This window comes from Priestia sp. FSL R5-0597 (assembly GCF_038006305.1).
In the GTDB taxonomy this organism is placed as follows: Bacteria; Bacillota; Bacilli; order Bacillales; family Bacillaceae_H; genus Priestia; species Priestia zanthoxyli.
Map to the genome: position 1 here is coordinate 1,684,240 of NZ_JBBOUZ010000001.1, position 20,222 is coordinate 1,704,461.

At 35.8% G+C, this 20,222-nt stretch carries 20 protein-coding genes and 1 pseudogene; 15 read left to right on the forward strand and 6 right to left on the reverse strand.

Annotated features, from left to right (window positions below; genetic code table 11):
* Positions 1-121: 121 nt before the first annotated feature.
* Positions 122-304 (forward strand): hypothetical protein, encoded by a 183-nt coding sequence (locus MKX72_RS08510; protein WP_014460704.1) that lies wholly within the window; start codon positions 122-124, stop codon positions 302-304.
* Between the two features lie 295 nt (positions 305-599).
* Positions 600-998, forward strand: a complete 399-nt coding sequence (locus MKX72_RS08515) for a hypothetical protein (protein WP_155008553.1) — start codon at positions 600-602, stop codon at positions 996-998.
* A gap of 110 nt (positions 999-1,108) precedes the next feature.
* Here the strand turns inward: MKX72_RS08515 and MKX72_RS08520 are convergent, their stop codons facing one another.
* Positions 1,109-2,623: an arylsulfotransferase family protein gene (locus MKX72_RS08520; RefSeq protein ID WP_049163933.1), complete on the reverse strand. Its 1,515-nt coding sequence runs from the start codon at positions 2,621-2,623 to the stop codon at positions 1,109-1,111.
* Positions 2,624-2,989: 366 nt separating this feature from the next.
* Complete coding sequence (gene cax, locus MKX72_RS08525; RefSeq protein ID WP_155008552.1) at positions 2,990-4,033, reverse strand: calcium/proton exchanger; 1,044 nt, start codon at positions 4,031-4,033, stop codon at positions 2,990-2,992.
* 442 nt (positions 4,034-4,475) lie between these two features.
* Here cax and MKX72_RS08530 point away from each other — a divergent pair, with 442 nt between their 5' ends.
* Positions 4,476-5,972, forward strand: a complete 1,497-nt coding sequence (locus MKX72_RS08530; RefSeq protein WP_033578585.1) for a class I adenylate-forming enzyme family protein — start codon at positions 4,476-4,478, stop codon at positions 5,970-5,972.
* 79 nt (positions 5,973-6,051) lie between these two features.
* On the opposite strand, the gene MKX72_RS08535 is transcribed toward MKX72_RS08530, so the two are convergent.
* Positions 6,052-6,273, reverse strand: a complete 222-nt coding sequence (locus MKX72_RS08535; protein WP_033578586.1) for a hypothetical protein — start codon at positions 6,271-6,273, stop codon at positions 6,052-6,054.
* 502 nt (positions 6,274-6,775) lie between these two features.
* Between MKX72_RS08535 and MKX72_RS08540 the strand changes: the two genes are divergently transcribed.
* Together MKX72_RS08540 and MKX72_RS08545 are read left to right on the forward strand one after the other, a co-directional pair.
* Entirely contained in the window at positions 6,776-6,913 is a 138-nt protein-coding gene (locus tag MKX72_RS08540) for a hypothetical protein (protein ID WP_186808542.1), read from the forward strand.
* A 53-nt stretch (positions 6,914-6,966) separates the two neighbouring features.
* On the forward strand, positions 6,967-7,158 hold the full coding sequence (locus MKX72_RS08545; protein ID WP_033578587.1) for a hypothetical protein: 192 nt from the start codon (positions 6,967-6,969) through the stop codon (positions 7,156-7,158).
* Between the two features lie 411 nt (positions 7,159-7,569).
* Here MKX72_RS08545 and MKX72_RS08550 read toward each other — a convergent pair whose 3' ends face one another.
* Positions 7,570-9,792 carry an MMPL family transporter gene (locus MKX72_RS08550; protein WP_033578588.1) on the reverse strand — a complete coding sequence of 741 codons (2,223 nt, stop codon included), beginning with the start codon at positions 9,790-9,792 and terminating at the stop codon, positions 7,570-7,572.
* 136 nt (positions 9,793-9,928) lie between these two features.
* Here MKX72_RS08550 and MKX72_RS08555 point away from each other — a divergent pair, with 136 nt between their 5' ends.
* The 8 genes from MKX72_RS08555 to MKX72_RS08590 all read left to right on the forward strand — a co-directional run bounded on the left by MKX72_RS08555 (position 9,929) and on the right by MKX72_RS08590 (position 17,639).
* Positions 9,929-10,549: a TetR/AcrR family transcriptional regulator gene (locus tag MKX72_RS08555; RefSeq protein WP_033578589.1), complete on the forward strand. Its 621-nt coding sequence runs from the start codon at positions 9,929-9,931 to the stop codon at positions 10,547-10,549.
* A 382-nt stretch (positions 10,550-10,931) separates the two neighbouring features.
* Entirely contained in the window at positions 10,932-11,705 is a 774-nt protein-coding gene (locus MKX72_RS08560; RefSeq protein ID WP_033578590.1) for a TerC family protein, read from the forward strand.
* Positions 11,706-12,365: 660 nt separating this feature from the next.
* Complete coding sequence (locus MKX72_RS08565; RefSeq protein WP_014460689.1) at positions 12,366-13,079, forward strand: GntR family transcriptional regulator; 714 nt, start codon at positions 12,366-12,368, stop codon at positions 13,077-13,079.
* Between the two features lie 140 nt (positions 13,080-13,219).
* Complete coding sequence (locus MKX72_RS08570) at positions 13,220-13,561, forward strand: PTS lactose/cellobiose transporter subunit IIA (protein WP_033578591.1); 342 nt, start codon at positions 13,220-13,222, stop codon at positions 13,559-13,561.
* A gap of 1 nt (position 13,562) precedes the next feature.
* A complete protein-coding gene (locus tag MKX72_RS08575; protein ID WP_014460687.1) occupies positions 13,563-13,871 on the forward strand; it encodes a PTS sugar transporter subunit IIB in 309 nt (102 codons plus the stop codon).
* A 14-nt stretch (positions 13,872-13,885) separates the two neighbouring features.
* Positions 13,886-15,292 carry a GH1 family beta-glucosidase gene (locus MKX72_RS08580; protein ID WP_033578592.1) on the forward strand — a complete coding sequence of 469 codons (1,407 nt, stop codon included), beginning with the start codon at positions 13,886-13,888 and terminating at the stop codon, positions 15,290-15,292.
* Positions 15,293-15,304: 12 nt separating this feature from the next.
* Positions 15,305-16,633 (forward strand): PTS sugar transporter subunit IIC, encoded by a 1,329-nt coding sequence (locus MKX72_RS08585; protein ID WP_033578593.1) that lies wholly within the window; start codon positions 15,305-15,307, stop codon positions 16,631-16,633.
* A 112-nt stretch (positions 16,634-16,745) separates the two neighbouring features.
* Positions 16,746-17,639, forward strand: coding sequence for an ROK family protein (locus MKX72_RS08590; protein WP_033578594.1), 894 nt, complete (start codon positions 16,746-16,748; stop codon positions 17,637-17,639).
* A 1,198-nt stretch (positions 17,640-18,837) separates the two neighbouring features.
* Here the strand turns inward: MKX72_RS08590 and MKX72_RS08595 are convergent.
* Complete coding sequence (locus MKX72_RS08595; RefSeq protein WP_033578596.1) at positions 18,838-19,149, reverse strand: hypothetical protein; 312 nt, start codon at positions 19,147-19,149, stop codon at positions 18,838-18,840.
* Positions 19,150-19,168: 19 nt separating this feature from the next.
* Positions 19,169-19,591: an Lrp/AsnC family transcriptional regulator gene (locus MKX72_RS08600; RefSeq protein WP_033578597.1), complete on the reverse strand. Its 423-nt coding sequence runs from the start codon at positions 19,589-19,591 to the stop codon at positions 19,169-19,171.
* Between the two features lie 144 nt (positions 19,592-19,735).
* On the opposite strand from MKX72_RS08600, the gene MKX72_RS08605 reads away from it, so the two are divergent.
* On the forward strand, positions 19,736-19,936 hold the full coding sequence (locus MKX72_RS08605) for a DUF1272 domain-containing protein (protein ID WP_033578598.1): 201 nt from the start codon (positions 19,736-19,738) through the stop codon (positions 19,934-19,936).
* Positions 19,937-20,159: pseudogene (locus MKX72_RS08610) on the forward strand (cysteine hydrolase); the annotation flags it as partial.
* Between the last annotated feature and the right edge of the window lie 63 nt (positions 20,160-20,222).

The following is a 20,222-nucleotide window of genomic DNA, read 5'->3' on the forward strand; positions in this document are numbered from 1 at the left end:
AAAAGAAGATTTTGGTAACTAACTATACATACAATTTAAAGTGTTTTTTACATATATATTCTTCAAAATACAGTAATTAGGAAACTTTTAGAGGAGTAATTCGTATAAAAGGTAGGAGGTGATGGATATTAACACTGAAAAACGTCTGGATGAAATTGAAAGAAAATTAGATGATTTACATAATAAGATAAGTAATCAAGAAAATAGAGCAAAGTATAAACCTATCTTTACAGTTGTACTCATTCTATCTGCAATTCTCATATTTTTTGTGCTGATAGGTGTTGTAAGTTTTTTCACAGGTTAATTTTTTTACTAGTCTCTCAGAATTATTTCTGGGAGACCTTTCATTGTTTAAACTAACGGCAATTTGTTTTGTATAGAATATGCCTGAGGATAAAAGGGGATAAAATTATAATGGAAAGTGAAAAGAAACGTTCCGCATTTAGCGCATCTTTCAAAATCTACGATCAGTTTTTAAAAAAGATCTTACATATGTTCTTTACTAGATAATATTCTATGCGGCGTTAACTAAAAATATATAGTTTAATACAATATAAGTTAGTAAAAATGACATTATACTGTTTACATGGAGGACGAGGATGAGAAAGTTTTGTATTGTTTTATTTAGTCTTTTCTTTTTTGTTTCATTAGTTGGATGTCAAAGTAAAGTTGAGGATCCTTTAGAGTTTTCAGGTGAAACTCAAAGCTGGTCAGCTACTATTACGTTATATCCCGTTGAAAATAGTAAAGAAACAGCTCAAATTAACTTAAATTATCTAGGTAGTAAGGTAGAAAACGTAGGGGATTTTGGAATTAATTTAGACACTTCAAATAATCAAAATGGAATTGCAGTGAGAGACGCAAGGTTAAATGAAGAAGGGAATTTTAAAGAGAAAGTAAAGGTTGACGCTAGTGAAGGTATAATGAAATCTAAACATTTGATTTTAACTGCTAAATGGAATGACAAATCAGAAGATGTTGTTTTAAAAGGTAAGTAATTCGAGAGAAAAAGTACCCCATACTCATCTATATCAAGTATTCCCCCAGGTCATCAGAGTAGGGGCACTATACGAACATTTTTAAAAATCTAATAGAGGATTACTAATGCTCACTTTCGTCTATTTCGTCTTATTTTCACGTAAGTAGTTGGTGATGTACCAATGACGTTCCCGCATGAATCTAATGCTTTGACTTGAAAATAGGGACCACCTGCCTCAGCATGAATATCTGTTTCAAATCCAGTACGAGGGGTACTAAATACCACTACTGACAATTTAAAAGGTGTTGGTCCCGCCAGTACCTGCCAAGCGACTGTTTCTGTTGAACCATTCCATGATGCGTAAACTGTAGCTTCACCGTCGGGCAATAAGTCTACAGTTATGCTAGGCGGATAAAGTGGGAGACCTACCCACTTATTTTTAAAGGCTCGATACGAAAGATTCTGATTTGGATACTGCATATCATATAACAAATTAAATGAAGGGTTTCTCCGTGTATTGCCAGCGTTCCTAAATTCCGAAAGGTACGGTTCTTGTCCCCACCCAATGAGTTGATTTCCATTGGAAAGCTTTTGCGCATTTCCTTGACTTGGAACATATAAAGCAGGGTCATGATAATATGTTCGATCTACATTTGCAACCTTGTGTTTATAATCTAAGTGAAGAATTAAACCACGCGCTTGCCCTTGAGGTGGAGAATCAGGAGAAGCACAGCAGGCATTGTCAAACAAGCTTATCCTGTTTTCGGACCTGTAGCGCGCATCATGCTGCCAAGAAAATTTAGCGTTCGGTCCAAGCCTAAAATCACTTTGCTTTCCACCAAGTTGCCAAATTACCTTTCCCGTTTCTTTGTCAATATTATAAATAGCCCACATACTACGCATGCTCACTAAAAGTGTATTGTTTGGACCTTCTTCGACTGAATTTACGTGGTAACAATCCCATATATTATTAGAGCTTGTTGCGGATGAAGCAGGTACCATCGAATCAGCTGGATTAATATGTTTAAGTACATCCCAAAAGAAAAGAAGCTCTCCCGTCTCAATGTCTACTTCTTGAATAGAGTAATTACTAAAATACCCGTTTAAGGGCCCTCCATACTTGGATAAATCTGCAGGTACTTGTTTTACCGCCGTAAATAAAGCCGTATTCCGTTTGGTGATTGTAAACTCGTGCAAATCAGAGGTAAACCCTTTTTTAGCAAATAACTTTTTAATGACCTCATAATGCTGATTGATAATTTGAAAATAAGCACCAGGCTCAGGTTCACCTACTGGAAGGTTAGGGTTTGAAGTTTGAGTGCCTGAAATTGTCCCATGCCACATCGTAAGAACAGGGTTCCCGCAGTATATTTGTACTCGAAAGTCTGTATTTTGGATATACCTACTAGCAAGCGGTCTAAACCACACTGGATTACCCGTCTGATCCATAATTAGTGCGCCGGTCTGTCCAATCATCGCTGCTCCATATACCGTATAGGGTGCAACAAATAATAGGCCGGGAGCTGTTCCAGGCTTATTAGTATTAATGGTAACCTTCATGGGATGTAAATTAGGAGCTGAAACAAAATTCCATACTTGCGGGTTTGGATGATCAGTGGATGATTGTGAATTAAAATTATCCATTCTCACTCTCATCTCCTCTAACTTTTATTAGTAAACACTGTCTCTTGAGCTATAAATATGTCATTCGCTTCAAAATATGTACATACATTTTAGGTTTACTGGTGTCTTTTGTTTATTTGAAACGGTTATATGTAAGGTAGATAAAATAAATATAAAAAACGAGCTCTTAGCAGATAAGAGCTCGTTTTTCTTGTTCATATACGATTATATATTATCAATACAGCAATACTTTAATTGTGTTTAAAGTTGAAAACCATGCAAAAGAAAAGCAAATTTTTGTGTATATATTATTCGTCAAGATTTAAAAAGATGATCAAGCTTTGTCTTTATGTAAGCTGAAATTTTCATCTTTTTCTTGAAAAAATTCTATAAAAGGTAAAAACTAAAGCCTATCGCAATGTAGGTACCAACAAGTAAAACACCTTCGAACCAGTTGGAATCACCATCGTTCACAACGGTCACCGTCATGAGAGCGGCAAGAATCATCGCAATCATTTCCGCTGTATTAAACACAAGAGGCAAGAAATCATACAAGTATGAGAACAGAACAAGTATAGGAGCAACAAACATGGCCGTTTGGACGGTTGAACCAATGGAGATCTCCACCATTACGTCCATTCTGTTATTATAGGCCATGGCAATTGCTGACACGTACTCTGCAGCACTTCCCACTATGGCGACAACAATAATTCCAATAAAAACGTGACTCCAGCCTAAAGCAGCACCTACTGGCTCAATGGTGCCAACAAGTTTCTCACTAATATAAGCTAGTACAATTGTCGCCAGTCCAAGCACAACGATTGCTTTCTTTTTTCCCCATTCTGGTTCCTCTCCATTTTCTTCTGCGTTTCCGGTGAAAATCCCTTTATGCGTGACAAGTTTAAAAAGAAGAGCAAGCAGGTAAATGGTCAGCATCACAATAGCAAAAGAAGTGGATAGAACCTGCATATCTTTATCATCCAAGCGTTTTGCAAAGATAAACGGCAATACAAAAGTTACGATAATAGCAAACATTAAGAGGGAAGTATTATGTCGTGTTTTAAACACACTAAATTTTTGCTTTTTAAATCGAATACCTCCAACGATCATGGATATTCCACTGGCAAAAAGAAGATTAACAAGAACTGCTCCCGTAATTGAGGAAATGACGATTGTATTTAATCCTTTACTTAATGCAAAAAATGAAATAATAATTTCCGCAGCGTTGCCAAACGTAGCATTCAGTAATCCGCCTGATGTTGGACCTACTACAACGCTAAGGCTTTCAGTGGAACGTCTAATATAATTAGCCAAACTAATTAATGTCACGCAATAAATAAAAAACATGAAAATATAATTCCAATTAAACATGCTGCCAATAATTGAAAGAGGTACACCAATAATCATAAAAATAAAAAAGACTTTATTCATATTTTCCTCCATGGTCATTTATAGATCCTATAGCAAGAAGAGAAGCTCTATATTATCTTAGCGTTTTTATTAATATAACTCTTAAGACTTTTGTTATTCACATGGAGAGTGCAACTAGCAATTAACTCGATGCATAGAAAGAGAACATACGTAATAGCTGCTACAAAAGGAGACTAAAGTTAAAAAAAGAAAAGAACCTTACAAGATCAAACGTTATGAACTCCTCAGCATAAGCTTCAAAGTATACTGAATAGTCTTTTCTGAATAACTAATATGTATCTTTTATATGTTCAAAAGATATGAATTTTTCAAACGTCTATAATTGACGTTTTCGTTAACGTTAAGTTTGGGTAATGTAGTTTATAGAGTTAAAAATAATTAGAATGAAGCACCATTTAAATATGATTCAAACTGGTCATTATCATTAAAGGAGAGAGCTATCATGTATACACTTGGAGAACTATTAGAGCAAAGAGCTAAACAATCTGCTGAAAAAGAGGCTTTAATTTGGAGTACATCTTTCCATACATTTAAAGAATATAATGAACGTGTCAATCAGCTGGCTCATTACCTGTTAAGCCATAATGTTAAAAAAGGAGATCGAATTGCAATTCTATGTCAAAATAATCATCCGTTTCCTACCATTCTGCTAGCTGCATTAAGAATTGGAGCCGTAGCGGTTCCTATTAGCTGGCAGCTGACGAAGTACGAAATTATCGATATTTTAGACAGTGCACAACCTAAAGTTATTTTCTACGACCAAAAATTTCATGAGGTTATTCCTTTTGATTCTGAAATATTAAATGACGTTATTACTTTACAAGTAGGAAGAGAAAATAGTGTGGAGACAGTTGAAGAATATAATGACATTTTTTCTGCGTATTCTATACTAAACCCAAATATACAGGTCTCTCAAGATGACATTGCGATGCTTCTTTTTACTTCTGGAACAACTGGCAATGCAAAGGGCTGTATGATTGAGCATGGTCACGTGTATTCTTATATACAACCATCGAGTCAACGAATAGACTATGAAGAGGATGGTCGATTTCTTGCCTCGCATCCTTTTTATCACATGAGTTCTATTAACAATATTTTAAAATCTGTTTCCAACGGAATGGGGTTGTTTCTGTTGTCAGATCCTACACCAGAAATCATTTGGGAAACGATTGAAACTCATAAGATCACTATGATGTTAGCGTTTCCCTCTACGTATATGCAGATGCTCGAAGTAGTGAAAAATGCAGGGCCAAAGAAATCTTCACTAAAGGTTGCTATTGCAGGAGGAGCTAAAGTTCCTGCTTATCTTATTAAGGAGTATGAAAAGTTAGGCATTAGAATGATCCAAGGGTATGGAAGTACAGAAGCATGGACAGTGAGTGTATGGACACCGGATATGGGAAATGAAAAAATTGAATCGGCGGGTAAGCCTCTTTCCGGTGTAGAAGTGAAAATTATTGATCCCGAATCAGGAAAAGAAGTAAAAACAGGAGAAGTTGGAGAAATCATTATAAAAAGCCCCTATTGTTTTAAAGGCTATTGGCATAATCAAGAGGCGACTGACAAAGTTCTTAGAAATGGCTGGTTCTATATGGGGGACGCTGGAAAGATAGATCAAGACGGCTTTTTATATATTATGGGACGCTATAAAGATGTTATTGTATATGGCGGTGATAATATCTATCCCGATCAGGTCGAAGAAATCATTGAGCAAATAGGCACGGTTATAGAAGCTGCTGTAGTAGGAGTAGAAGATCCTGTTTATGGAGAAAAACCTAGAGCTTATGTAGTGAAGGATCCTCATTCTTCCTTAACAAAAGAAGATATTCTAAATTATTGTAGAGAACGATTGGCAAGTTACAAAGTTCCGGAAGTTTATTTTATTGATCAACTCCCTAAAAACCAGCTCGGTAAAGTATTAAAAAGAGAACTAAAATGAAGAGGGTTAAAAGCGCGGACTGAATGCAGCCCGCGCTTTTATAATTTAATAGAAGTAATATCATTTTAACGCAAAAATGTTAAGTAGAAAGTTTCCTGATATCAGAGTAACAAATACAAAGTGTATTTTCATATTCAGATTCGTATCCTGTAAATACGAGATTTCTTTCTTTATTATCGTAATGAAATCCGAATTTCTTTAAATCATCTTTCAAGATATCTACACTAATTTCAATGGAAGAAGCAATATCTTCATAAGAAGCACCATTATTTAGCTTTTGAACAATCTCACCTATTAACAAGTTACGACCTCCAGTAGCATATGTTTCTTCAGTAATAATTTATCCTAAATAGCTGCTTTTATGAAAGTTACGCGGAAAGCCATTCTAGATTATTGAAATTTGCATTGAGTGCTTCGTTTGCTAATTAGTGAATTAATTATGTTTTTTCTTTTTACGATAATCATTAAAACAATAAATGAAAAAAATACTCACAAAAAATCCAACGAAGAGACCAATGAGACTTTCTAATTAAAAATCTTTTTCCCCAATTATTTGGCCGTAAATGATTCTGAATATCACACCAAAAAAAGAAAGAACAACAGCCGTTGTGGTAATACGTAAAAAGTTAATAAAATCACACCTTTTTACAAAGTGTATTCCCCTTTTTTAATACATTTAAAGTTAAGACTGATTATAGGAGGTTCTAAAGTGCAAGTGAGAATATCACTTAGAAAACACAATAAATAATACAAATATGGAACTTTTATGAAATTCGTTCGTAAAAGATATAGGAGGCGATAATATGGATATATCAAGTGTTAATTGGGTGGACGTAGCTTTTCAAATCTTTTGGTTAATTTTAATGGTTTCTTTAGGTTTGTTTATTTATAAAGTCGTTCAAGTTAAAAAACAAAATAAACATTTTGGAAAGAATAGATGATCCTTTTATACATAAAGATGTGAATGGAGTATTCAAGCAAAAGAGGTGTTTTTTTGAGAAAATTGATAAAAAAATATTCATTTATCTGTACAGGATTCTTATTTGGTTATTTTCTTTTACTGATTTTAGGCTTAGATGTTTCTATTAGTATGTTTAAAGTGTTTATACCAGTAGCAGCTGTAGGACTGTTGCTTGGAGAAATTATAAATATGACTTTTAATCATCATCAGACTAATATGAACTAACATTATAATTCCGCTCAAAAATTACATAAAAACAAATAAAAGCATAAGACAAGAAAGGTAGAGTATATATGGCTTGTTGCAATCATTGCAATTACAAATGGAACGCTAAAAATGTATGGTTACTTGGGTTTTCTAAGAAAGGAAAGAAGTGTCCTAAATGCCATACCAGACAATTTATCTCCTTTAAAGGTGCTGGTCCTTTAATGGGGCTAGGTTATTTAAGTGGGATTGTTGCTATATCTCTTATTGGTTTATTTCCGTTTATCGTAAAGCTAACAGATAAAGAAGAGCACAGATGGAAGTAAATTAAAAAAGCAAAGAGAATATTAATATTCTCTTTGCTTTTTTCTTGGTTTTACATTCATAGAAGCCATATAGTAAATCAATTATAAAACACCTTTGTTTTACTACTTAATTCTCTTTTTCTGATACCACTTCAGCTTTACCTGGCCAGAAAGCAAATCTTCCTAAAACCGTAGTGATCGCAGGTACAAGGAATGGTCGCACAATAAATGTATCTAACAGAACACCTAAAGCCGTGATAATTCCGAACTGAACCAGAACTTGAATAGGCAGTGTTGCTAGAACCGCGAATGTAGCAGCTAAAATAATTCCAGCTGATGTGATAACACCGCTTGTTTCACTTACGCCTTCTTTAATCGCTTGTTTTAACGGCATGTATTTCTTTTTCTGCCAGATGCTTGAGATCATAAAAATATTATAATCCTCACCAAGCGCCACTAAGAATACAAATGCGTATAAAGGAATCGCTCCTTGGATAGCATCTGCTCCCATGATATTGTGGATGATGAGCCAGCCTAAGCCTAAAGCTGCACTGTAAGAGAGGATAACGGTTCCCACTAAATAAAGCATAGCTACAATAGAACGCAAGTAAGCCACTAGCAGCAGCGATATAAAAATAATAATTAACGGGACAATAATACTGTTGTCTTTATCACTAACAGTCATCGTGTCATATTGCGTCGCTGTTTGACCGCCAATCCATACTTTGGATTTTACTGAGGAAACTCCGGACTGTGACAGTGCCTTTTCGGCTGCATCTTTCAAGTCTGGAATAGCCTCCATAGCTGTTATACTATATGGATTTACATTAAACGTGACGTCATATACCTTTAAATCCTTATTACTTTTACCGCTTTGAGGTGCAGAAACGGTACTAATAAGATCGTTTTTCTTTAACTCTTTTTCTAGATTTACCGATTTTCCTTCTGTATCAATTACTACTTGTGCTGGTGCTAGTTCACCAGGAGAGTAAGCGTCAGAGATAATCGTAAACCCTTCACGAGAAGGCATATCTTCAGGGAAAGAAGACAATAAATCATACGTGTACTTGATTTGACTAGAGTATATGGATAAAGCTCCAAAAAAGACTAGACAAGCTACAATGATTGTCCATGGTTTAGTCGTAACCACATTACCGATCCAATTCCCGAAACGGTTTTTCTCTTTTCGGTCACGCACCGGTTTTCCTTTCTTTTTCGCCAATTCTTCTTCCATTTCGGGAGTGCGAGGAACAAAAGGATAAAAAGAACCTCTTCCCATAACTGCAAGCAGGGCAGGAATAAGAGTTAAGCTCGCTAATCCCATAACCAGAATAGATAAACTAAACGGGATTGCAAAACGGTGGTAAGCCCCGTACTTTGCCACGATTAAAGCTAAAAGAGAGATGACAACCGTAAAGCCACTCATCGCTATAGCACCTGAAGCACCTTTAAAGGCGTTGATAAGTGCTTGTCTCTTATCTTTTACTTTGCGAAGCTCATCGCGATAATGAGAAATTAAAAATAAACAATAGTCTGTTCCGGCTCCAAATAATAAAACGGTCATAATGGATATGGACTGTGAATCGACCGTAATCCATCCTTTATCTGCTAAAATACCGAGAATTGGACTCAGAACCCCATAGGCAAAACCTACACCAATTAAAGGAATAATCGCTAAAATTGGGGAACGATAAATTACAAGAAGTAAAATTAAGACTAATAAAACTGTCGCAATTAGTAACGAAACGTCTGCTCCTTCAAATAAGCTCGTTGCATCTACTTGAATTCCTACAGGACCGGTAACGCGCGTGCTTAATTTATCTTTTTCATCTATATCCGTCGCAAAAGAATCGTATGAAACGTTTTCTTTTACTTGTTTTTTAATCGTATCTAGATTTTTTTCTAGTACATCCGTCTCAGCGTTTTCTTTAAAGAAAATAGGCTGTACAAGCGTGGTACCATCTTTTGATATCATTTTTTGTAAAGCTGCTAACGGTAATTTATGCAAAGGCGGTGTAGACGTTTGTTCTTCTAATGGTTTTTTTTCTAAAGCTGCCGCCATTTGCTGAATAGATTTTAGATCATCGTTTTTCAAACCTGATTCTTTGTGCCATGTAAGTAAGGCAGGAACCCCTGATGAGTTAGGGAATTCTTTCTTTATGAGATTTTCAGCTTCTACGGAAGGTGAATTCTCACTTAAGTTGGGTGCATTGTTCACTTCCGTCTCATTCACGGCAGGCCAAGCAATCGTTAGGACTACAGTGGCCAGAATCCATACGGCAATAACAACCCATCGACTCACTTTCCCAGTCATAAATCGGCTGAATGTTGCTAAAGGTGATTCTTTCATTAATTCTCCCTCATTTCCAAATCTGTTTGTTTCTATTACAATATATATAGAACCTTCAATAATTATATATACCAGAAGGTTAATTAATCAACTAGTTTAAATGTGGCAATTTCTTGAACTAGAAGGAGGCCCTCGTATGAATACTGATAAGACACCAAAAAAAAAGCCTGGCAGACCCAAAATAACAACTGAAAATAATATAACAAGAGAGCAAATTTTAAAGACTGCTGCCCATTTATTTATGGCATATGGATATGAAAGAGTCTCAATGGAGCAAGTAGCTGAGGCTAGCGATGTGACTAAGGCTAGTGTTTACTACTACTTTAAAAATAAGGCCACTTTATTTACCGTTTCGGTATCAAGCATGTTCCAACGTATTACAAAACAGACAGAGAAATTATTACAAAATTCCAAAGGGCTGAAACATAGATTATACGAGGTAACATTGGATCACTTAAAGAGACCGCATATTGATTTTGAAACATTATTGCAGGAAGCTACTTCTTCGCTTACAGAAGATCATATTCATGAAATTCGTGAAGCAGAGAAAGCCATACATCAGGCATTGGAGAACGTATTCAAACAAGCTGCAAACAACGGTGAAATTGTCGTAACAAGCCCTCGCTTGCTTGCGCATACATTTTCTATGGTCACAATGATTCGGAATAAAAAAGAATTAATAACTGAATTAGGAGGCCCTGAAAAAACGGCTCAGGCTCTAGTAGATCTTTTTTGGGTAGGGATTAGTCCTAATTGACCTGTTTTATTGCATGGTACAAAGAAGAAATAAAGAACGGCTAAAAAATATTGATGAATATTTTTTAGCCGTTCTTTTCATTGGTCGCAAGCACTTTGTAAAAAAAGCCTGAAATAATAGCGATTACCTATTAACCATCCAACTTATAGAGATGTTGGCCCGAAGTTTTCATTAATCATGTAAAAAAGCGACGTTATATGATAAAAAACGTAAAAATTTAATAATTTGGTTTTTATTTGTATTTAAAGAAGTATTTTATAGAAGGTTAGTGTTAAAATAATGAAAATCCTATCTTTTAGGGTTGCCTTTAGCATATATGGTTATTCTATTGTAAACAAAACCTTTAGCATAGCAGCTTACATTTTGGAAAGGGGAGAAGCGGATGGAATCTATTTGGCTCGAATACGTATGGGCATTATTGATTCTAATTGGATTAGAAGGATTATTATCAGCTGACAACGCTCTTGTACTCGCAGTTATAGCCAAGCATTTACCCGAGGATCAGAAAAAAAGAGCGATTAATTACGGAATTCTGATGGCATTTATTTTTCGATTTGGAGCTCTTTTTGCCATTTCATTTATCGCCAACGTCTGGTGGATACAGGCCATAGGAGCCGTTTATCTCCTGTATCTAGGTTTGAAGCATGTCATTCAGGCGCGGTTTGGGAAACATAATGAGAATATTCATGATGATGATGAGAAGGAGTCTGCTGGAAAGGGGTTCTGGCCAACAGTGGGGAAAATTGCGTTAGCTGACCTTGCTTTTGCCATAGATTCTATTTTAGCTGCAGTGGCCATAGCTCTTGGGCTTCCGGATTCACAGTTTGGAGAAATCGGTGGGATGGATGGAGGACAGTTTGCAGTTGTAGTTCTTGGAGGAGTTGCAGGTCTTATCTTAATCAAGTTTGCAGCAACCTGGTTTGTAAAACTTCTCGAAAAGCGACCTGCCTTAGAAACGACAGCATATGCAATTGTTGCCTGGGTCGGTGTGAAACTTGCGGTTATTACTTTTGCGCATAAAGATATCGGGGTTTTAGATTCTCATTTCCCTCATAGCACTGCTTGGACACTGATTTTCTATGGAGTATTAGTTGGTATCGCGCTATTGGGTTGGTTTGCACCGGGCAATAAGTCATCAGAAAAATCATCGGCTTAAAAGTAATCGAGCGTAATGCGCACCCTGAATTTACTAATTACCCTTACTCTTCCCGTCAAAATGGATCCCTATTTCAGCATTTGAAAGGATGTTTAGATTCTATACAAAAGTGAGTTTTGCTGGTTCAGGCCTAACGATCAAGTGCGTTAATCCAAGCAGGGTTAACGCACTTTTTAATTGAAACGATTGTGAAAACGAACTTAGTTATTTTATTTATTATTTTTGTTCCCTTTACGATAATCAGTAAAGCAGGAAATCAAGAAAACTCCCAAAAAAAACAATGAACTAACTTAATTTTAAGTCCGTACGGTTAAGGTGTAGACTTATTTTTATGATTTGCAAAATCGTTTTTTTTTTGGAAATTATTCTTGGAAACCTTGACTTAAAGCTAACTTTAACTTGCATTAAAAAAGCAATTAGATAAAGCCATCGAACTTCATTTTTGATCCGTAAGTATAATGATTTGCAAAATCTTAGATGTTTTACAATACGTCAATTCCAGTACTTTAGGAGTAATATAAGTAGTAGCGCTATCTTCATATTGAACAAGGCTATAAAGCTTTTTTTTATTTCAAGTATATTCATAAAAGCACTTCTTTCCGTATTTTATGCTATAATAATCCCTAGTTTTTTAGTTTGTATAGAGAGGTGTAAAATAGAATGATGCCAAAATATCTGCAAGTAGCTGGCCAAATTGAATCTGATATTACTGAGCATGTTTATCAAAAAACAAATAAACTTTTGACTGAAGATGAATATGCAGCAAAGTATCAGGTGAGCCGTAATACAGTACGAAAAGCAATTGAAATTCTCGTGAATAAAGGATATGTATATCAAGTTCAGGGCAGCGGTGCATTTATTCGTAATCATCACAACAATGGATACGTTAATCTTGAAAAGCTACAAGGAGTTACCAATGATTTTAGTGACCGCCTTGTAGAAAACAAGCTGCTAGATTTTAAATTAATTAATGCGGATGAGGAACTAGCCCAAAATATGGGATGTAAGATTGGAACACCTATTTATTATGTAAAAAGGCTAAGATATGTTGATAGTGATCCATTTTCAATTGAAACTTCGTATTTCAACAAAAATCTTGTTAAATACCTTGATGAAAATATTGTGAAAAAATCGATTTATACATATTTACGCAATGACCAGCAACTAGCAATTGGTTTTGCAGATCGTGTTATTCGTGCCGATTATCTTATGTGTGAGCAAGCTGATTTATTGGGATTAAAAGAGAATGATCCGGCTTTGGTGGTAGATAATACGGTTTATTTAATAAACGGTGCAATATTTGATTACTCACAGTCAGTGCATCACTTCAAACATGTAAAATTGCTAAAAGTATCAAATATGAAAGGTAGTTAAGGTGCAAAGAGAGCTCAGGGCTCTTTTTTTTTGTCTGAAAATAAAAAAAATAGTTTACATATGAATCTGAGTGAGTTATTATAAATTTATAAAATTTGTACCAACAAATTAGATTTGTACTTATGAAAGGGTGTACATATATGGTTGAAGAATCGATTGAGATTAGCTCTGAAGATATCTTTGGATTAATTGCATTTTCAGGTGATGCTAAAGCGAGCTATCACGCTGCTTTACATCTGCTCAGAGAAAACAAAGTAGAAGAGGCAGAAGCAGAAGTAGTAAAAGCGAATGCAATTTTAAACGAAGCACATGCTATTCAAACAAAATTTGTCACACTAGAGGCCCAAGGAAAATCGGCACGGGTTGGTGTATTGATGGTTCATGCCCAAGACCATTTGATGAATACGATCTTAGTAAAAGAGCTATTGGATCATATGATGACCATGCAAAAAGAAATTAACTTATTGAAAGGGATGAATTGATATGGTGAAGATTGGATTATTCTGTGCAGCAGGTATGTCTACAAGTATGTTAGTGGAGAAGATGAAAGCGTTTGCTGGTGAGCGTGGTGTAGAAGCTGAGATTGCAGCTTACCCTGAGTCAGAGATGGAAAAGTATGTTGATAATATCGATGTTGCTTTATTAGGTCCTCAGGTAAAGTATTTGTTAAACAAAGGAAAAGCTGTTTGTGAACCAAAAGGTGTCGCTATTGATGTTATTAACACGGTGGATTACGGCATGATGAATGGTGCAAAAGTACTTGAACACGCGATTAAATTAGCGAATAAATAAACGGGGTGAATGATTTGAAAATGCCAAAAGATTTCTTGTTCGGCGCAGCTTCAGCTTCTTATCAAGTAGAAGGGGCATGGAACAAGGACGGTAAAGGGGTTTCGAACTGGGACGTCTTCTCAAAGATTCCCGGTAAAACATTTGAAGGAACAAACGGTGATGTGGCCATTGATCATTATCACCGATATAAAGAAGACATCGCACTTATGGCAGAGATGGGATTGGAATCGTATCGGTTTTCCATTGCCTGGACACGTATTCTTCCCAACGGTATAGGTGAAGTAAATCAAAAAGGATTGGAATTCTATAATAATGTCATTGATGAATGTTTAAAACACGGAATTGTTCCGTTCGTCACATTGTATCACTGGGACCTTCCTCAAACGCTTGAAGAAGAAGGCGGCTGGCTAAATCCTAAAACAGCCAATGCATTTGTCACGTTTGCTGATGTTTGTTTTAAAGCATTCGGCGATCGAGTACGGAATTGGATTACCTTTAACGAAACGGTTATCTTTTGTTCGTTAGGCTATTTAACCGGTGCTCATCCACCAGGAATTGAAGGGGATGCGAAAGCATACTTTCAGGCGACACATAATGTGTTTGTGGCTCATGCCCGTGCGGTTGAACTTTTCAAACAGTCAAGCTATGAGGGGGAAATTGGCATTACTCATGTTTTTAACCCGGCGTTTAGCATTGATGAAGACGAAGAGAACAAATTTGCAGAAAGACATGCGAATGCATATTCGACACATTGGTATTATGATCCAATTTTGAAAGGAGCTTACCCACAATATGTAATAAAAGAGCTCGAAGCTAAAGGGCTACTCCCGCAAATGACAGAAGAGGAACTGGATTTGCTTCATAGAACGGCACCTATGAATGATTTCATCGGATTAAACTATTACTGCCCACAGCGCGTAATGAAAAACGATTCAGCCCTCGTATTGTCTGGTGGACGTGAGAACTCAACAGGTAAACCTGGAAATCCTTCATTTGACGGTGTATACAAAACAGTCATGATGGAAGAAAAGGTATATACCAAATGGGGATGGGAAATCGCTCCTGATGCTTTTCTAGAAGGGATGCGTATGCTTAAAGAACGCTACGGGGACATCAAAATGTATATCACGGAAAACGGTTTAGGAGATGAAGATCCTATCGTTGGTGAAGAGATTCATGATCAACCTCGAATCGACTATATTGAAAATCATTTAAGCGCTGTCAAAAAAGCTGTCATGGAAGGAATTAACGTCTCAGGATACTTTGCATGGTCTGTCATTGATTTGCTTAGCTGGTTAAATGGTTATAAAAAACAATACGGATTCATTTATGTCGATCACAAAAATAATCTTGCAAGAAAACGAAAGCAATCATTCTTTTGGTACAAGGATATTATCGCTACACGCGCAGAAGAACTTTAAGGAGGTACCCCTATGGGTCGCTTAGAAAGTGTATTTGAAAAGTTCACCCCGTTCTTCCTTCGATTTGCAAATGCAAAACCAACACTTGCAATTAAGGATGGGTTTATTTTAACAATGCCGATGACAATTATCGGCTCTCTCTTTCTATTAATTCTCGCTGCCCCGATTCCAGGCTGGGAAGAGGCTATGGTGAAATTCTTTGGAGAACAGTGGAACCTTCCACTTACCCAGGTTGTCGGTTCTACATTTGATATTCTGGCTCTTATTGGTGTGTTTGGAATCGCTTATTCATACGTCCGCAACGAAAAAATTGAAGGTACGCCAGCTGGTATTTTAGGTGTAGTTGCCTTCCTTATTATCACTCAGTCCTCTGTCTTGGCAAAAAGCGGAGAAACCGTCACAGGTGTTATTCCCAAAGTTTGGACCGGCGGGCAGGGTGTACTAGCCTCGATTGTAGTTGGTCTATTTGTTGGCTTTGTGTATTCGCAGTTTATTAAGCGTGATATTCGTATTAAAATGCCAGAAGGTGTTCCGCCAGGCGTTGCAAACTCGTTCTCTGCACTAATTCCTGGGTTTGCCATCATTACAGTAGCTGCCATTGTCTTTGGATTATGCCAAGCTTTTGCAAATAAGACATTCACTGAAATTGTTTATAAACTGCTGCAAGTACCCGTGCAAAATTTGACGGACACGCTTACTGGTGCAGTTCTTATCATGGTCTTAATGTCACTTCTTTGGTGGTGTGGAATTCATGGTGCTGCCATTATTATGGGAGTAATGGGACCGCTTCTAACAGCCAATGCTCTACAAAACCAAGCAATATTGGATTCTGGTAAAGAGCTTGTTGTAGGCGAGAATGCTAAAGTTGTAACCATTCAATTCTTGGATGTATTTACGAAACTAGGGGGATCAGGTATTACCATTGGTTTTATTATTGCAGCCCTTATAGTGGCCCGATCATCGCACTTAAAGCAGCTCGGTCGATTATCTTTAGCTCCTGGCTTATTCAATATAAACGAGCCAATCATTTTTGGTATGCCAATTGTATTTAACCCAATAATGTTTGTTCCTTTTATTATTGTTCCTGCAATCGCATCATTTATGGTTTACTTCTCTATCATTTGGGGATGGGTAGAGCCTTTCAATGCACTTCAGGTTCCTTGGACCACACCGCCGGTTGTTTCTGGCTTCTTGATTGGCGGCTGGAGAGGGGCTTTATTGCAAATAGTAACCATTGCAATGTCAGTAATGATTTATCTTCCTTTTGTCAGAATGCAAGATAGTATTTCTTACAATGAAGAGCTCGAAGCAAAAAAACAATCAGAAAGTAATATTGCTTAAAACAACTAAATAAAGAATTACCCCCCGTATACTTTTATAGGGGGAAATTCTTTATTTATGCACTTATAATGAGGTTATAGTCAATATTTTGAAGAAGAAAGTAGGATATACAATGAAATTTGTATTAGCTTGTGATATTGGTGGTACCGATTTAAAAATGGGGAAATTTTCTCTTTCCGGTGATCTTGTTGAATCTGTAAAAATACCTCTAGCCAATAGGAAAGGACAGACTATTCTTACTCAAATTGAAAGCCGAATTGATTCTGATGTAGTAGGACTAGCTCTAAGCATACCTGGTTTCATTAATCCTAATACAGGTTTTATTGAAATGGGTGGTGCTATTGAAGATTTTAATGGGTTCAATATCTTTGCATATTTTAAAGAACAATTTCCTGATTTGGCAATAAGTGCAGAAAACGATGCGAATTGTGTAGCTCTAGCAGAAAAATGGAAAGGAAGTGCAAAAGAAGAGACTGACTTTCTTTGTCTAACTATTGGAACAGGAATTGGAGGCGCAATTTATTTGAACGACGCTCTTTATAGAGGGAGACGTAACCAATCTGGTGAGTTTGGACATATGTTCAGTGAACACGTTACGAGTGATAGTGCAGAAAATCATAAATTTAACAAAACAGCTACGCTGGCGGTTATTCGCCAAAAATATGCAGAGTGTATGAATATACCTTTTCAAAATGTCTCAGGTGAACAAATCTTTGAAGCTTACGACCAAGGGGAAGAAGTGGCATCGCTTCTGGTTAGTGACTTGTATAGTGGATTGGCAATGAACATCTTAAACTTATATTATGTGTTTGCTCTTCCTACTTTTTATATCGGGGGAGGGATTACTTCAAGAAAAACATTCATAAACGAATTAAGACAGAGAATCTTAGAAATTGATCCAGCATTCTGTGCTGTTATCAGATCTACTAGTTTTGGAAATCAATCAGGTATGATTGGTGCAGTTTACCATCATATTGCGTCTCGAAAAACGTTGGAGTTAATTTGAGACTAAACAGTAGAGCTATAACATGTACAGACCATAATGAAGAGATTTTCATCTAGATAAGGTATAGGTAGAGAATTGAGTGGTTTATAGGTCAATATCAATATAAAGATTTAAATAAATAAGCGTAGCTGAAGTAAGCAGCTGCGCTTATTTATTTTTGCAAAGACCGTTCGTTAAAATGCAAAATGAAAATGTCCCTGCATTTATGAAAAAACACTGGAGTAGATAGATAAAGCCTACCTACATATAAAAGAATAATCATTGGTAAAAGGGTTATGTATCTCAAGTATGACTTCTCCGCCTTTATCGTAACATTGTGAACTGATGCTTTCGATTTGCTTGCTATTAAAATAACTAGCGCAATTTACTAATACGGAGATGACAAGTAATAAGGTTAGAATAATGAATAGTATGTCTTTAAATCTTCTTTGAAAAGTTGCTTGCAATTTTATGCTCCTCTCTAATTGATAAAACTCTACCATTCGTTATTCTACAGACAGCGTATTATTCCATATGACTAGTGAACAGTAATATGGATGTCAAAAATAGTAGAAGAAGAACATATAGTACAGATATTGTACCTAATTTTAAGACAAGTAGATTCATCATAATAAATAAAACACTGATAGATAAAAAAAGTCTGTACACAAAATCTAGTCTCTTATTAGCAAAAATATATCTCTTAGTGTTTTCTGAAGACTTATATCTTTTATCTATTACGTTTGTGCTAACTACTATAAATGCAAGGATGGACCATGGTATAAAGCTACTTTTACTGATAAGTAAATATACGGAAAACACGGCCAATAAGTAAGGAAATAAACGATGCTGAACATATCTTTGACTCATCTACACACATCACCTTTTCTAAAATTGGTATTTGCATTAGACATCTACTCAATAACTGTTCTCATTTTAATTTGGTTATTCACTTCCAATTCGTTCACTCCTTAAGAATAGTCTATGGGTGAGTATACCATAAAAGGTAATAAAATACTTTTAATCTATAATATTGATAATTTCAAAATAATGTAAGCTGTTTTAGAGAACAATTACAATACAAAAAAGGTAGTGCATGTTGCATTACCTTTTTTTGTACGTTTATTTTTTATATCTATGTAACATCGAATGGATCATGATAAAAAAAACGGGCATGTGGCATAATATTCTGCGCAAATCTTATCTTTCCATGTTAGATTCAACTAACTTCTGCTTCCATGTAACAAAATCCAAAAAACGTGTAATATGTGACACGGTAATTTTTAATTGATTTTTGTTTCACACTATTCCACTGATGTCCATTCGGCTTTGCTTGGTAACTTTGCACCATAAACTTATCCAGTGGTTCAAGTGACCACTTTCGGAAATTTTCTTCGAGTTCTTCTACTTTCTTTTTTTCTTCTGATGAACCTAAAGCGCTTGCTTCATTAGCTGTTATCCTTGGTATACCAATAGCTAAAATAATAATAACCCCAACAAGAATGCTCCAACTCAAAATCCGCTTTTTCATATTGGATATTTCTCCCTTTCTATTTTATTGCTTTATAGACAACTGGTGAGGAAAGCTTAATCAATGTAGACGGCTCTCCAAAAGCCATAGATTCATCAATAAATGTTTCCAGAGATTGAACGGAAGTAGTTAAAACTTTTACTAGATAGTTGTATTGACCCGCCAAACGATGACATTCGATAACCTCAGGGTGTTCTTTACAATATTCTACGAATTGCTTGCATTTTGTATTGCTGTATAAAATAAAAGCAGTTACAGGTTTGTTGAAATTTTCAGGGTTAATTATTGCTCTATATCCATCTATTATGTTTTTCTCTTCAAGTTTTTTTACTCTTTCATTAACAGCAGGGGTGGATAAACCAACCAGCTTTCCCAACTGTGTAAAAGACAAACGAGCATTCTCTTGTAGATGTAGTAATATATTTTTATCAATTTCATCCATAAAACATACCCCGCTTTAAATTATAAATTAAAATAATGAATTTTCCGTCAATATTAAAGCTATTAATTAGTAATACAATAAAATAGCTATGTGAAAATAGAAATTTATACAATACAATTTAATTATATCAAAAGGAGGGATTTAATGGCTTTAGAAATGAGAAATACATGCGAAAAGTGCAATAAGAAACTCCATAATAGCTCTGTTGCTTATATCTGTACACATGAATGTACATTCTGTGATAAATGTAGTGAAAGTGGGATGTATATTTGTCCTAACTGTGAAGGGGAGCTGGTCAAGAGACCAAGGGGGCAAGAAAATCCGCTAAGTTGCTCATTGATTTAGACACAACACTGTATAGATAGTGAAGTCAGAACAGCTACAATCAATGGGGTGGATGTGACATTAGTGAGTGATGGACATTCAACAACGGACAGTAATGGTTTTAAGTGCTGAACAAATCATAAAGCATTATAAGGAAACTTTACATGGTCATTACAACGTTGCACACTTTTCAATTGTCAGAAATGCAGAGGAAGACTTGTTTTGTCCCACACTTTATTCATAAAGGTAATAGTACACAACTAAAATAAAGCTCTAAAAGTGTTTAATGGACGCTTTTTAGAGCTTT

What these genes read in the sequence shown, in the direction of transcription:
- MKX72_RS08590 (WP_033578594.1), top strand. Translation starts at nt 16,746, where the DNA reads ATGAAATTTGTATTAGCTTGTGATATTGGTGGTACCGATTTAAAAATG.
- cax (WP_155008552.1), bottom strand. Translation starts at nt 4,033, where the DNA reads ATGAATAAAGTCTTTTTTATTTTTATGATTATTGGTGTACCTCTTTCA.
- MKX72_RS08530 (WP_033578585.1), top strand. Translation starts at nt 4,476, where the DNA reads ATGTATACACTTGGAGAACTATTAGAGCAAAGAGCTAAACAATCTGCT.
- MKX72_RS08555 (WP_033578589.1), top strand. Translation starts at nt 9,929, where the DNA reads ATGAATACTGATAAGACACCAAAAAAAAAGCCTGGCAGACCCAAAATA.
- MKX72_RS08550 (WP_033578588.1), bottom strand. Translation starts at nt 9,792, where the DNA reads ATGAAAGAATCACCTTTAGCAACATTCAGCCGATTTATGACTGGGAAA.
- MKX72_RS08510 (WP_014460704.1), top strand. Translation starts at nt 122, where the DNA reads ATGGATATTAACACTGAAAAACGTCTGGATGAAATTGAAAGAAAATTA.
- MKX72_RS08540 (WP_186808542.1), top strand. Translation starts at nt 6,776, where the DNA reads ATGGATATATCAAGTGTTAATTGGGTGGACGTAGCTTTTCAAATCTTT.
- MKX72_RS08600 (WP_033578597.1), bottom strand. Translation starts at nt 19,591, where the DNA reads ATGGATGAAATTGATAAAAATATATTACTACATCTACAAGAGAATGCT.
- MKX72_RS08575 (WP_014460687.1), top strand. Translation starts at nt 13,563, where the DNA reads ATGGTGAAGATTGGATTATTCTGTGCAGCAGGTATGTCTACAAGTATG.
- MKX72_RS08520 (WP_049163933.1), bottom strand. Translation starts at nt 2,623, where the DNA reads ATGGATAATTTTAATTCACAATCATCCACTGATCATCCAAACCCGCAA.
- MKX72_RS08565 (WP_014460689.1), top strand. Translation starts at nt 12,366, where the DNA reads ATGATGCCAAAATATCTGCAAGTAGCTGGCCAAATTGAATCTGATATT.
- MKX72_RS08605 (WP_033578598.1), top strand. Translation starts at nt 19,736, where the DNA reads ATGGCTTTAGAAATGAGAAATACATGCGAAAAGTGCAATAAGAAACTC.
- MKX72_RS08595 (WP_033578596.1), bottom strand. Translation starts at nt 19,149, where the DNA reads ATGAAAAAGCGGATTTTGAGTTGGAGCATTCTTGTTGGGGTTATTATT.
- MKX72_RS08570 (WP_033578591.1), top strand. Translation starts at nt 13,220, where the DNA reads ATGGTTGAAGAATCGATTGAGATTAGCTCTGAAGATATCTTTGGATTA.
- MKX72_RS08515 (WP_155008553.1), top strand. Translation starts at nt 600, where the DNA reads ATGAGAAAGTTTTGTATTGTTTTATTTAGTCTTTTCTTTTTTGTTTCA.
- MKX72_RS08585 (WP_033578593.1), top strand. Translation starts at nt 15,305, where the DNA reads ATGGGTCGCTTAGAAAGTGTATTTGAAAAGTTCACCCCGTTCTTCCTT.
- MKX72_RS08560 (WP_033578590.1), top strand. Translation starts at nt 10,932, where the DNA reads ATGGAATCTATTTGGCTCGAATACGTATGGGCATTATTGATTCTAATT.